The organism is Pedobacter humicola (assembly GCF_056490705.1).
Genome location: NZ_JBWJIG010000027.1, coordinates 18074 through 31698, shown reverse-complemented (window position 1 = coordinate 31698; position 13625 = coordinate 18074). Strand labels below are relative to the sequence as shown.

Below are 13625 nucleotides of genomic sequence, written 5' to 3'. Positions count from 1 at the left end.
TTCACAACCTATTTATTGCGTTGAATATTAGGCTAAATTGCGATAGATCCATATATTTTTAAGCTTTTTAAATATATTCGTTTTATCTTGGCACGAAGATATGAAATTACTTTACATCATCGGAATCCGTACCTATACTTTACTCATCAGGATATTCTCTTTATTTAATCCTAAGGCTAAATTATTTATAAATGGGCGTAAAAATATCTTTAGTATAATTGCCCAGAAAATTAACCCTGCCGAAAAACATATATGGTTTCATTTTGCATCATTAGGCGAATTTGAGCAGGGCCGGCCAGTGTTAGAAAAACTAAAAACACTTTATCCAGCGAAGAAAATCGTAGTCACTTTTTTTTCTCCTTCGGGATATGAAATCAGGAAAAATTATGCCCTGGCTGACGTATTTTATCTCCCGATTGATTCCGCTAGTAATGCCAAACGGTTTATTGACCACATTAATCCTGAAATGGTCATTTTCACCAAATATGAGTTTTGGCATTTTTATTTTAAGGAATTAAAAGATCGGAGTATTCCTTTATATCTAATTTCAGGGATTTTTAGGAAAAATCAGGCCTTTTTTAAATGGTATGGTGGATTTTATCGCAATATTTTAAAGTCGGTTACTTACTTTTTTGTCCAAAATGAAGAAAGTGAGAAGCTTTTAAAATCAATTGGTTTAAATCAGGTAACCATAAACGGCGATACCCGTTTCGACCGCGTATATGAAAATGCGCAATCGCCGAAACAGCTTAACCTGATTGAAAGTTTTATTGGCGGTTCCCCTACCTTAGTATGTGGAAGCACCTGGCCCGAGGATGAAAAAATATTATCGGTTTTGCCCCAACAGTATCCGAACTGGAAATTTATCATCGCTCCGCATGAGATCCATGAAAGCCATATTGAAAGTATCGAGAAACAGTTTTCGGTTGGCAGTTTTCGGTTTTCAGTTTTCAGTTCCGCTGATCATACGCTAAATGCCGAACACCAAACACTCATCATCGATAACATCGGCATGCTGTCTTCGCTCTATCAATATGGAAAGGTGGCCTACATTGGTGGCGGTTTCGGAACGGGAATTCACAATACTTTAGAAGCCGCTGCATTCGGCTTACCCGTAATTTTCGGTCCTAAATACGATAAATTTCAGGAAGCAAAAGATTTAATTGCCATTGGTGCGGCAAAAACTATTTCATCAGCAGAAGAATTAATCAATGCTTTCGAGGGTTTTGCCGAAAGTAAAACTGCGGCAGATGAAGCCAGAAAATATGTGACAGAGAAAAAAGGTGCGACAGATCAGATCATTTCGATGATTACGAAATCAGATCAGCCTTAGCAATTTCTTCCACAATTTCGGGAATACTTTGATCGATTGAAACGGTTATTATATCCTGCTCCTCATTTTGTGGCTCTTCCAGGGTTTCAAACTGGCTTTTCAATAAACTCGAAGGCATATATTGGTGCGAGCGCTTGGTAATCCGATCGTGGATCAAATCGAAACTTCCTTTTAAATAGACAAAGCGGATGGATGCATTATCTCTTCTTAACAGATCGCGATAAGATTTCTTTAGTGCAGAACAGGCAATAATACAGGTTGCACCATGAGCGGCATGCTCGCGGCCAACTTTGGCGATCAACTCTAACCAATCTAAGCGGTCGGCATCCGTTAGGGGAATCCCGGCAGCCATTTTATCCACATTCCGTTGCGAATGCAGGTTATCACCATCTATAAATTCGGCATTTAACCTTGGCGCCAAAGCTTTTCCAACAACGGTTTTACCACTCCCCGAAACGCCCATCAAAATGATAAAATTCGCCATCTCTAAATCTAAAACTATTTAACCATTCCGGCAAGCGCCTCAATGAATACAGGACTATCGTTTAAACTTTCTACCAGTTGAACATGTTCGCCTCCTAAGGCTTTAAACTCTTCGTGGTATTCTACCGTAATTTCGTAAAGTGTTTCTAAACAATCAGCCACAAAAGCCGGACTGAAAACCAACAAACGTTTCTTGCCTTCTGCGGCTAGTTTCTTCAACACATCGGTAGTGTAAGGTTGTACCCAGGGCTCTTTACCTAAACGGGACTGGAAACATACCGTATATTGATCTCTTGATAAGTTTAATTCTTTAGCGATCAATCTGGCAGTATCATGCCCTTGCGCAGAATAACAGAATTTATTCGTATCGTTTAAGGTCTGACAGCAATCGGCACTTTTTAAGCAGTAGCTTCCGGTATGGTCACACTTTAACAATTGACGCTCCGGCAAACCATGGAAACTGAACAGGATGTGATCATAGCTTGCTACATTGTGCTTTCTGGCATTTTCTGCGAAAACTTTAATCATCAGCTCGTTATCATGGAAAGAATTGACAAAGGAGATTGGAGGAACGGTTTGCCACTTGCTTACCAGCTCCATCACCAACTGCATTACCGAGCCTGAGCTCGCTGATGCATACTGAGGAAACATCGGGATCACCTGGATGCTTTCTACCAAGCCAGCTTTTAAGTTTGCCAGTGCCGATGCAATTGATGGACTTTGGTAACGCATCGCCAGTTCTACATGGTAATCGTCACCTAATCTTTCCTGTAACATTTTGGCCTGCAACCTGCTATAAAACAAAAGTGGCGAGCCATTTTCATTCCAGATTTCCTTGTATAGTTTTGCTGTTTTAGGACTACGGAAAGGAACGATAATTCCTTTAACCAATAATGCGCGGTTGAACTTCGGAATATCAATTACCCTCTCGTCCATTAAAAACTGATCCAAGTATTTTTTAACGTCAGCCGTTGCCGGACTATCAGGTGTTCCTAAATTTACCAGTAAAATTCCCTTTTTGCTCATCTATACAAGAATATGTTTCGTGGCGCAAATATCGCCTTTTTATTGTTTTTTACCTATCCTAAAAATGTGATGGTCGACATTTTTTAGTCAAAAAATGCTGTATTAATCACGTCTGGAGTCTAAAAGGATATAAGGATAGGGCAAAACTTTGGTAAAATTCCTTTAATGTCAGTATGGTAATATCTTACACCAAGATCAATCTGACACCACAACCGGCCTATCCTTTCGTTTTATGCAGTTGCCACCAGGGCATACCTGGTTTTTGGTGATGTTCTAAATGATAACCGAAAAAGTAACAGGTAATAAAGGCCAAAAAATGGTTTTTCTGCAAAGTAGATGAATGGTATTCGTTATCATGCTCCCCTTTGTGCGGCAGGTATGTGCCAAAATAAAACAATTGAAAAGTGCTTAATAAGGATGGTAACACCCAAAACAAAAGCAAATTCCTTTCATCAACCCAGATTTTGAGCACATTATAGGCCGAAGCCATAATCACCATCTGGATGATGGTAACATAATTTAGCATAAACCGGAAATACCATTTCCAAAAACCATGTGGCGCAAAATCAGGATCATTTTCGGTGTGTACGTGATTATGGTGCTGGTGATGTTTCGCATACAAACGGTTATAGAAAAAACCTGCATAAAGAAAAACAGAAAGATAACCGATAAAATTATTTACTTTTCTATTTGGCGAAATCGTTCCGTGCATGGCATCATGGGCAGTGATGAATAAACCTGTATACAAATGCATCTGTACAAAAACCATCAAATAAACCAAAGGATTGCTCCAGTAGAAATGCCAGGTAAGCAAGAAATAAAGTGAAACAAACCAGCAGGCAATTACGGTTAACGCAACCAGGATTCCAGTATATGGATTTACAGTTTTCAATGCCTCTTTTAATTTATTTCGTCATGCTGAACTTGTTTCAGCATCTTTACTCGATATATAGACCCTGAACTAAATTCAGGGTGACGACTCATCAGAAAAATCTAGTATTGCTCCAAAGCAGCTTTAACCTTCTCCATCAACCACATTGGTGTAGAAGTGGCCCCGCAGATGCCTACTTTATCGTTTTCATTAAACCAGCTTTGATCCAACTCTTCAACATTAGAAATGAAGTAAGAATTATCATTGTGTTTTTTACAGACATCGTAAAGTACTTTTCCGTTTGATGATTTTTTGCCAGATACAAAAACGATCCGATCGTAATGACTTACGAAATCTTCGAGTTCTTCGTAACGGTTAGATACCTGTCTGCAAATGGTATCGTTTGCCTTAACTTCGTAACCACGGCTTAACAGTTCATCTTTAATGTGGTAGAATTTATCGGTGCTTTTAGTAGTCTGGCTGTATAAGGTAAATTTAGCAGGAAGTTCTACATTGTCTAATTCGGCCAAATCCTGAAATACAATTGCTTTACCATCAGTCTGACCTTGAAGCCCGATCACTTCGGCATGACCATGTTTGCCAAAAATAAGGACTTGTTCATCGTCGTCATGCGAATTTTTGATCCTGTTCTGGAGTTTCAAAACCACAGGGCAAGAAGCATCGATAAGCGTAAGGTTGTTTTCTAAAGCAAGTTGGTAAGTAGACGGTGCTTCGCCATGGGCACGGATCAAAACCTTTTCATCCCTAAGGTTTTTTAAAACTTCGTGATCAATGATTTTTAATCCACGTTTGGTTAAACGTTCAACTTCTTCATCATTATGAACAATATCACCCAGGCAATACAAATACCCTTCATTATCCAAGATATCTTCAGCCATTTCTATGGCATATACCACGCCGAAGCAAAAGCCTGATGATTTATCGATGTTAACCTGTAAGTTATAACCCATTGCGATACAAAATTAAGCAAAAATATTTGTTCTGGTTGTCATGTATAAGACAACAAAAAAGATAAGCTGCGACAGGAACATTGCAGTACCGATATATTTCTGCTGTTTTAAACCTAAAGCATAGTAAAACTTCAACAAGATTACCGAAACGATAAACCAGGCTACGTAATTTTGAACAGGGATTTCGTGCCAGTCCCATTGCCAGTAATCAAACTTCATGGCCACGGGTTCTAAAAAGAAATCGAAACCTACGAGTATAAAAGCACCAACAACCGATGCTAAGACGCTGTGCCTGATTTTCATACCTTTCATCATCTGCCCAACACTGAAAATAAGGATTACCCAGTTAACCCCCATTAACAATGGAACCGCAGCAATCTTATAACCTAATGTATCGCCATAATAATAGCTGCCAAATATCTTCCCGGTGTGTACACCTAACACCTCAACCAAAAATCCACAGAGAAAAACTCCTGAAACAAATAATAAAAGCCGCTTTACATCCGCATTGTATGCAAAAACAATTACAGCAAACATCAATAACAAATGAAAAGGAACAAGCTTGATAAAATAAGGGTGAGCGGCAGGGATTAAAAAGCCAAGCAAACCAACTAAATGAAAAATGATAATTACAGCAACCGCAATCCTTTTAACCCTTAAATCGCTTTGATCGTTCTGCCCTTCCATGTGCCTGTTTTAAAAATATGTTTTTTTATCGAAATAAGTGAAATAATTAAGAAGAACAACATCTGAAATGGATGTAAGACCACATTTATCAAAACGTTCTGTCCGGATAAATAAGAGATCATGATTCTACTTAAGACTATTAAAGTTAAGGGTAATACAAGTAAAGCAACATTAAAGTTTAAGATTAAAATTACCGGCCCTATTGTTACCAAAAGCTGGTAAAGTAATAATATTATCATGTTATTACCAAAACCCGCAAGTAAATTTTTACTAAAACCATTTAAGCTTTCACCCATATTTTTATACATCCTGCAATAAATCAGTCCGTTGGCCAAAAGTGCTTCGGCATTAAATTTTTCCTGTTTGACCAGTTTCATAATCTCCACATCTTCCACCACCTGGTGTTTAACCCGTTCATGCCAACGGTTTTCTTTGTAATTGGCGGCATTAAAAAACATACATTGCCCACTTGCTGCCGCAAATGCCGGATTTTTTGAAAGTTTAACCAGGCGCAGGGGGAGTAAATTTAAGAGAATAAAATGCATCAATGGTACCGTAAACCGCTCGCCTAACGACTTCATGGTCTGATTGGTAAAAACACTCAGCAAGCTTAGTTCGCCAATTTCCATCCGGGCTATTAAACTATTGATCAAACCTCGTTTTATCGATTCATCAGCATCGATAAATAAAAGGTATTTTCCTGTAGCCAATTCGCTGAGCTGGTGGCAGGCATAGTTTTTTCCAAGCCAATTGTTTGGAAGCTCTTTTCCCCTTAGCACTTTAAACTGTGGATTTGAAACGCAAAAATCAGCTACTAGGGCGTAAGTGTTGTCGTTACTGTTATCATCCAAAACGATCACTTCATAATGGTTATAATCCTGATTTTTAATCGAAATAAGCAGTTCGAGTATATTGGCCGCTTCATCTCTCGCCGGAATTAAAATGGAAACTTTATCCTGATAATGTTTAACAACCCTGGGCAACTTCGGATTAGACAGGAAATTGAAAACGGTAACCGAAAACCGGATAACGAGAAAAATTAAAACGGCGTAAATAAAAATTGTCATTCAATAATCTGAATTTGTTTAACAGCTGATTGATCGTAATGTTTATTATAAGCGCTTTTTAGCAATTGTAAACTCACATATTCCTCATTCTCCCAATGTTGTACATAAGTATAAGCAGATGGTTTTCTTTTCGCAAAAAAATCGATAAATGTAGCGGCAAAAATGATGTTGATTTTTTTCTGACTGGCGTTGATCATCTGCATTACGCCTTTCTCAAAGTTGATATTTTTTACATGATTGGAATGCAATTTCCCTTGCGGAAACACCAGCACCAGATTAGCAGGATCATCTAACAGTTTGCCAGCGTAGTTAAGGGTTTCCAAAACATCTTTGCCTTTATTTTCTGCAGCAAAAGCACCCAGATATTTCAGAAAACCAACATTATTATAATTTTCGGCATTCACCAATACGTGAAATTGTTTTTTGAAAACCTTTTTGTTGATGTAAAAAAGGAAAAAACCATCCCACCAACTGAAGTGATTGGCTAAAACCAAAACGGAATTATCTTGTCTGATTTCTATATTATCGTAATTAAACCCTGCAAAATCCTTTTTGATGATAAATTGGATATACCAGGAGAAAAAGCTAAAAATCAAATTATTTTTTCTGGGATGGTACATTTTGGGAAATTGCAAAAAATTGGGCTTAATTGCAAATCTTTAACATATAGTCCTCGTTTGTAACGAGGATTATCGAGATCCACATTTACAATGTGGCATAATAGTTTCAAATGTTTTGAATATTAGCGATACAATCGCTATTCTCATTCATCCTCGTTACAAACGAGGACGATACAAACGGTAAATTGCAAATCTTTAACGTATAGTCCTCGTTTGTAACGAGGATTACCGAGATCCACATTTACAATGTGGCATAATAGTTTTAAATGTTTTGAATATTAGCGATACAATCGCTATTCTCATTCATCCTCGTTACAAACGAGGACGATACAAACGGTAAATTGCAAATCTTTAACATATAGTCCCCGTATATAGTGACGACTATATCATGTACTCAACGGATTGAAAGCTTCTGTAAAAGAAAGTTTTCATCCATCTTACCTCTTCCATTTTACATCTTAATCTAGCTCAGATAAACCCGGTCTTCTTCACCCTCCACATCCATCACTACATCTACATGTTCCTTTAGAATAGTGGCAAGTTCTAATCCTACAAAATCAGTAGCTACGGGAAAAATTTTATGGCTCCGGTCTACGAGAACAACCGTACGGATTTTTTTATGCGGCGTATTTAAGAAAACACCCAAACCGTAAGCAAGGGTTTTACCGCTGTTCAACACATCATCAACAATAATGATCACTTTATTTTTCCAATGGCTTTCACCCAGATCGGTTGAGGCAACCAGTTTACTGCTTTCCTTTTGTAAATCGATACGCAATAAGGTCAATTTAAATCCAGAGATCTTTTTAAGTACCTTCTCCAACCTAAGCGCCAGTTTGTACCCGCGGTCCCAAATACCGGCAAGTACAATTTCTTTTTCGTTCAGGTTGTCTTCCAATATCTGATAAGCTATGCGGTCTATTTTCTGCTGAATCTGCTTCTTGTTAAGAATAAGTAATTGCGATGCCATTGTATAAAAAGGATTGAATACAAAAAGAACGATTTTAAGCATGAAATTCAAACTATTTTAAAAATAATTTCGATTGTTTGCAACGTTTCGGTTAGAGATGCGTCTAATCAATAACCAAAACACAAAATCTTGAATTATCATCCCAGGAACATTGCGGTATGACAATCAAGAATCATTTAACGAAATACAATTATGAAAATCATCACCAAATCATCCGCCATTTTATTTATGATCGTAACCAGCTATATGGCTAAAGCACAGGAAGCGAAAAATTTCCCGGTAAAAAACTTTAACAGTATAGGGGTGAGCAGTGGAATAGATTTATACCTTACCCAGGGCAATAGCGAAAGCGTAAGTATAAAATCTGATTCGGAAACCTTAAAGGATATCGTTGTTGAACAAAACGGCAGCAATATCAATATAAAATTCAAAGATGGCATTAATTGGAGCGGCCTGTTTAAAAACCGTGTCATTAAAGCTTACGTGAGTTTTAAAACATTAAATGCACTAGCGGCATCGGGAGGATCGGATGTTTTTACACAAACCCAGATCAAAACAGATAAGCTTGCCCTCCGTTCTTCGGGAGGTTCTGACTTAAAACTGACTGTAGTTTGTAACGACCTATCCATTCAATCGAGTGGTGGTAGCGACCTCGATTTAAAAGGCAAAGCAGCAAATATGACCATTCAATCGAGCGGAGGCAGCGATATTGATGCCTATGAATTAATTGCAGATTACGCGAAAGTACAGGCTTCTGGCGGTTCGGATGTTAATCTCTATGTAAATAAAGGCCTAGAAGCAAGTGCAAGCGGTGGTGGCGATGTGAGCTACAAAGGAAATGCCTCATTAAAGAAAACCTCCAGCTCAAAAAGCGGAGATGTACACCACGTAAATTAAGAGTTTAGTTTAGTTAATGATAACTCGCTGCTTTGTGGATGCAAAGCAGCGTTTTTTTTGGAAGGTGGTTGCACAGATTAATGGATTTTACAGATCCTGGTGGTTAACGGGCCATAGTAGGAAATCTTAAATCTTCTACCCTCTGCCTTTTTTGTAGGGATAATAAATAAAGTTGGCACCTTCAGGAACGATCACGAATACGCACATAAAATCTTCAGGCTTTTTATAAACCTTTAAGAAAGGTTCTTTTTTTTCTTTATTGATAATTCCTTTTTCTACAAACTCTTCTAATGTTGAAGCCTGTATGGTCCAGTTGGTGTTGAGTTCTTCTTTATTTAAAATAAGCTCGCCAATGTTCACTTCGTGCTGGTGCGCAATAAAAATAGGGTAAGCTGAAATGCCTTCAACCATAATTTCAATAGCAACTTCCCTTACGGCATCCGCGTAAAACTCCAGATCTTTCTCTAAACTTACCAGCGGGCTTTCCTGTTTTTGTGGTGCCCCACTATCTTCTGGCGTTGCACTTAATAATTCTTCTCTATCCATTTTTTGTTGTTGAAAAGTTCGAATGTTGAAACGTTTTAAGGTTCCATCATACATCTTCCATGTTACATATTAAGCTTTCAGCTTCAGTAATACCACATTTTCTACGTGTTGCGTGTGTGGAAACATATCCACCGGTTTAATGCGTGCTACATCATATTTTTCTTTCAACAGCTCTAAATCTCTTGCTTGTGTAGCTGCATTACAACTCACATAAACAATTTTTTCTGCTTCCATTTCCAGCAAACGCTGTACTACATCCGCATGCATGCCAGCCCTTGGCGGATCAGTAATTACCACATCTGGTTTACCATGAGCCAGGATAAATTCTGAAGTAAGGATATCCTTCATATCTCCGGCATAAAAGATCGTATTATCAATCCCATTTAACTCAGAATTAAACTTTGCATCTTCAATAGCGGTTGGTACATACTCTACGCCTACTACCTGCTTTACATTCTTTGCAACAAAATTCGCGATTGTACCGGCACCCGTGTATAAATCGTAAACCAGCTCATCGCCATTAAACCCCGCAAAATCCCTGGTAATTTTATATAATTCGAAAGCCTGCTCAGAATTGGTCTGGTAAAAAGACTTCACACCAATTTTAAATCGGATGCCGTCCATTTCTTCGAAAATATGGTCTCTACCAGAAAACACTACCACATCCTGATCAAAAATCGTATCATTTTTCTTTTGGTTAACGATATATAGTAATGAAGTAATCTGAGGGAATTCTGTCTTTAGGAAATTCATCAGGCCATCAATCTGCTCCTGCTCCGGATAAGCAAAAACTACTGCTACCATTACCTCTCCGGTAGTGGAAGTACGGATAATCAGGTTGCGTAAAGCACCTTCATGGTTACGTAAATCATAAAAAGACAAACTATTGTCCGAAGCATATTTGCGCACCGAATTTCGGATCGAATTAGAAGGCTCATCCTGCAGGTAACAGTGTTCGATATCTAAAATCTTATCGAAACGCAGGGGCACGTGAAAACCCAGCGCATTCATATCAAAATCCTCTTCACGTTCGATATCCGTTTTTTCTAACCAACGTTTGTTCGAAAAAGTAAATTCGAGTTTATTCCGGTAATACCTGTTTTTTGCCGAACCTAAAATCGGTTCAGTGCCAGACGTATCTATTTTACCAAGACGTTGTAAAGCAGCCTCAACATTTTTCTGTTTAAATTTTAACTGTGCATCGTAGCCCATGTGCTGCCATTTGCAACCGCCACAGGTTCCGAAATGAGGACAAAAAGGATCGGTGCGTAGTTCCGATTTTTCGTGCAGTTGTTCAATGATGGCTTCTGCAAAATTCTTTTTCTTTTTGGTCAACCTAACATCTACAACATCACCGGGAACAGCCTTATCAACAAAAATGACCAACTCGTCGGCCTTTCCAACACCTTTTCCCTCTTCAGCAATATCGATTATATGTACGTTTGGAACAATAGTTACCGTACCGGGTTTTCTTCTACTCATTATTTTGCAAATATAGAAAAAAGAGGTTAAAGGTAGAGGGTAGAAAGGCGGAGGGCTTAAATTCCAGTTAATCAAGAAAGATTAGGCAATACTGTAGTGTTCGAACCGTGATTGTTCGTTAAGAAAATTTAGATTTTAAAAAATTATTTTCCAAAAAATTTAAACGCAGCGCCCCAAAAGCCATCCAACCAATTAAATTTCAGGTCAAATTTTTCATCTACTTGTACAGAAAACTCTAATATTTCTTTGCTCATGATAAAAAACCTATCTATTTAAGCAATAATACGAAATTCATACCAAATACCGAAACGGTACAAATTAATTTTATGTTAATTTTACATCAATGCGTAAAATTTAAATAAATATGATTCAAGCTTAATGGCATTGATTTCCAGCGAATTATTTGATAAATCAATTTAAATCCGTAACTTATTATATCATTCACATAAAAAATGGAGGTTCATTATGAACGTTATCCGTAAAATTGAACATTGGGGAGATGTTCATCACTCAAAATGGCTGGATTACCTGCGCATTATCCTTGGCCTGATCATTTTTGGAAAAGGTGTTTCTTTTATCAGCGACACATCGGTACTCCAGAATCTGATCACACAAAACAACGTATTTGGCTTTTCTGGCGTGCTGATCAGTATAGCTATTCATGTTGTCGCATTCGCGCATTTGGTTGGGGGCGTTTTAATTACGCTTGGTTTAGTTACCCGCTTTGCAGTAGTCATTCAGATTCCAATCTTACTTTTTGCAGTGTTTTTCGTTAACCTTACCCCGGGTTTCTCTTCGCCGAATTCAGAATTATGGTTTTCGGTACTGGTATTATTCCTGCTCATTATGTTTTGGGTAGTGGGTTCGGGGCCTTTATCTGTTGACGAAGGATTAAAACGCAAAACTGGCAAACGCTACGCTTAAGCAACATTGAATATTCTTAGTATCTTTCGCTTTTATAGATGATCATGAAAACGAAGATACTTTTTACACTGCTTTTTGCGGGATTGGCAAGTTATGCACAAAACCCAACAGACGGATATTTCAAACTGACCAGAGCTGGCTTTAATGAGAATAATGCTTACGAAACTACAGCATTTGTAGAAAAATATTTCCGCATTCCGGGCAACACAGGTTTTAACGCGAGTATTCATTATGTAGAAAACATTCTTAAAAATGCTGGTTTTGTAGAACAGAAACAAAACGAGTTTGAGGCGCCGTTAACTTATCGCATCGAAAAAAGAGCGATGAAAAACAATACCTGGGAACCTGTTGATGCCAATATTGATATTGTTGGCGAATCTCAACCCCTAATCTCTTTCAAAACCAACCGCAATATGATCCCGATCAATTGCGCATCAACACCTAATGGAGGCATTACAGCAAATGTAGTTTTCATCGCCAATGCTACACCCGGCGAAATTGAAAAAACAGACCTCAAGGGAAAGATTTTATTTACCGAGAGTAATCCTTCACGCTTGCTTCAGATGGCCACTAATGCTGGGGCAGTTGGCGTATTGGGTTATTCGATGCCGAAATATACCCAACCCGAAATCCACCAGACTTCCATTCAGTTCGGAAGCATGAAAGCCAATAGTGAAGTGTGGACTTTGCTTTTATCTTATGCGGCTAAAGAAAAATTAAAAGCAGCCTGCTTAAAAGGCGAAACCAAGTTAAAAGTTAATATCCAGACAAAAATTTATCCATCAGAGGAATTAACCATTGTAGCTAATGTTAGGGGTAGCCTAAACCCTACTGAGCGTTTTGTATTCAGCGCCCATGTACAGGAGCCTGGCGCAAACGATAATGCCAGCGGCGTTGGTACATTAGCAGAAATGGCTCGGTTAACTGCCGAACTGTACCAGGCGAAAAAGATCAGCCCGAAACGGAGCTTAACCTTTTTATGGGGCGATGAGATTGTATCCACCAGAAGATACATCACAGAAGATACAATGCGTGCTAAAGGCATTATGTGGGGAATGAGTTTAGATATGGTTGGCGAGGATACTAAAAAAACCGGCGGCTCCTTTCTGATCGAGAAAATGCCCGACCCATCTGCCATATGGACGAGGGGAACAGATAAACATACGGAATGGGGTGCAGGGGATGTAGGCGAAAAAGATCTTTTCCCGCATTACTTTAACGATTTCATTTTCGACATCTGTAAAACACAGGGGAAATTTGCCAATTGGACGGTGAATTATAATCCTTTCGAAGGTGGCAGCGATCATACTCCATTTTTGCAAAATAAAATCCCTGGTTTACTGATGTGGCATTTCACTGATGTATTTTACCATACGGATAATGACAGAATTGATAAAGTTTCGCCAACAGAAATGAAAAATGTTGGCATAAGCGGTTTAACTGCTGCTTATACTTTAATCTCAGCAGATGAAAATACCGCTGTAGCAACGGTTGCGCAGATTAAAACGGATGCCTTAACCCGTTTAAAAACTGAATTTGAGCTGAGTAAACAAGCAATTAAAGATGGGAAAGTTGCAGCTGATGAAAAACACATTATCGAAGTTTGGGCCAAATGGTATACTAATGCATTGACTACAGTGAATAAAATGCCTGTAAAATCCGAAACCACAAAAGTGGGTTCAGCGATCAAATTTGCAACTGTTGAGATTGAAAAGCAAACAAAAGTGTATTTAGAGGAGTTGAAGTAA

The 13625-nt window shown here is 38.4% G+C and carries 15 protein-coding genes; 4 read left to right on the top strand and 11 right to left on the bottom strand.

Going from position 1 to position 13625, the window contains the following annotated elements:
- Positions 1–100 precede the first annotated feature (100 nt).
- On the top strand, positions 101–1333 hold the full coding sequence (locus AC04Q1_RS25565; RefSeq protein ID WP_478367371.1) for a 3-deoxy-D-manno-octulosonic acid transferase: 1233 nt from the start codon (positions 101–103) through the stop codon (positions 1331–1333).
- On the opposite strand, the gene AC04Q1_RS25560 is transcribed toward AC04Q1_RS25565, so the two are convergent.
- The 8 genes from AC04Q1_RS25560 to AC04Q1_RS25525 form a co-directional block, all read right to left on the bottom strand.
- On the bottom strand, positions 1311–1817 hold the full coding sequence (locus AC04Q1_RS25560; RefSeq protein ID WP_478367370.1) for a gluconokinase: 507 nt from the start codon (positions 1815–1817) through the stop codon (positions 1311–1313). The genes AC04Q1_RS25565 and AC04Q1_RS25560 overlap by 23 nt on opposite strands.
- 14 nt (positions 1818–1831) lie before the next feature.
- Positions 1832–2842: a ferrochelatase gene (hemH, locus tag AC04Q1_RS25555; protein WP_478367369.1), complete on the bottom strand. Its 1011-nt coding sequence runs from the start codon at positions 2840–2842 to the stop codon at positions 1832–1834.
- A 217-nt stretch (positions 2843–3059) separates the two neighbouring features.
- The gene (locus tag AC04Q1_RS25550) at positions 3060–3734 is read right to left on the bottom strand and encodes a fatty acid desaturase (RefSeq protein WP_478367368.1); all 675 of its coding nucleotides are present in this window, start codon (positions 3732–3734) and stop codon (positions 3060–3062) included.
- 101 nt (positions 3735–3835) lie between these two features.
- The gene (locus AC04Q1_RS25545) at positions 3836–4684 is read right to left on the bottom strand and encodes a 4-hydroxy-3-methylbut-2-enyl diphosphate reductase (RefSeq protein ID WP_478367367.1); all 849 of its coding nucleotides are present in this window, start codon (positions 4682–4684) and stop codon (positions 3836–3838) included.
- 12 nt (positions 4685–4696) lie between these two features.
- A complete protein-coding gene (locus AC04Q1_RS25540) occupies positions 4697–5371 on the bottom strand; it encodes a carotenoid biosynthesis protein (RefSeq protein WP_478367366.1) in 675 nt (224 codons plus the stop codon).
- Positions 5341–6438, bottom strand: coding sequence for a glycosyltransferase family 2 protein (locus AC04Q1_RS25535; protein ID WP_478367365.1), 1098 nt, complete (start codon positions 6436–6438; stop codon positions 5341–5343). The genes AC04Q1_RS25540 and AC04Q1_RS25535 overlap by 31 nt, the downstream gene beginning before the upstream one ends.
- Positions 6435–7073 carry a 1-acyl-sn-glycerol-3-phosphate acyltransferase gene (locus AC04Q1_RS25530; RefSeq protein ID WP_478367364.1) on the bottom strand — a complete coding sequence of 213 codons (639 nt, stop codon included), beginning with the start codon at positions 7071–7073 and terminating at the stop codon, positions 6435–6437. Before AC04Q1_RS25530 ends, AC04Q1_RS25535 begins: the two co-directional genes overlap by 4 nt.
- Positions 7074–7521: 448 nt before the next feature.
- A complete protein-coding gene (locus AC04Q1_RS25525) occupies positions 7522–8028 on the bottom strand; it encodes a phosphoribosyltransferase family protein (protein ID WP_478367363.1) in 507 nt (168 codons plus the stop codon).
- Positions 8029–8220: 192 nt separating this feature from the next.
- Between AC04Q1_RS25525 and AC04Q1_RS25520 the strand changes: the two genes are divergently transcribed.
- Entirely contained in the window at positions 8221–8925 is a 705-nt protein-coding gene (locus AC04Q1_RS25520) for a head GIN domain-containing protein (RefSeq protein WP_478367362.1), read from the top strand.
- A 135-nt stretch (positions 8926–9060) separates the two neighbouring features.
- Here the strand turns inward: AC04Q1_RS25520 and AC04Q1_RS25515 are convergent, their stop codons facing one another.
- The 3 genes from AC04Q1_RS25515 to AC04Q1_RS25505 form a co-directional block, all read right to left on the bottom strand.
- Complete coding sequence (locus tag AC04Q1_RS25515) at positions 9061–9471, bottom strand: hypothetical protein (protein WP_478367361.1); 411 nt, start codon at positions 9469–9471, stop codon at positions 9061–9063.
- Between the two features lie 69 nt (positions 9472–9540).
- Positions 9541–10953 (bottom strand): 23S rRNA (uracil(1939)-C(5))-methyltransferase RlmD, encoded by a 1413-nt coding sequence (gene rlmD / locus AC04Q1_RS25510; protein ID WP_478367360.1) that lies wholly within the window; start codon positions 10951–10953, stop codon positions 9541–9543.
- A gap of 143 nt (positions 10954–11096) precedes the next feature.
- Positions 11097–11207, bottom strand: a complete 111-nt coding sequence (locus tag AC04Q1_RS25505) for a hypothetical protein (protein WP_025145553.1) — start codon at positions 11205–11207, stop codon at positions 11097–11099.
- A 211-nt stretch (positions 11208–11418) separates the two neighbouring features.
- On the opposite strand from AC04Q1_RS25505, the gene AC04Q1_RS25500 reads away from it, so the two are divergent.
- Both AC04Q1_RS25500 and AC04Q1_RS25495 read left to right on the top strand, forming a co-directional pair.
- Entirely contained in the window at positions 11419–11877 is a 459-nt protein-coding gene (locus tag AC04Q1_RS25500) for a DoxX family protein (protein WP_478367359.1), read from the top strand.
- Positions 11878–11921: 44 nt separating this feature from the next.
- Positions 11922–13625, top strand: coding sequence for a M28 family peptidase (locus tag AC04Q1_RS25495; RefSeq protein WP_478367358.1), 1704 nt, complete (start codon positions 11922–11924; stop codon positions 13623–13625).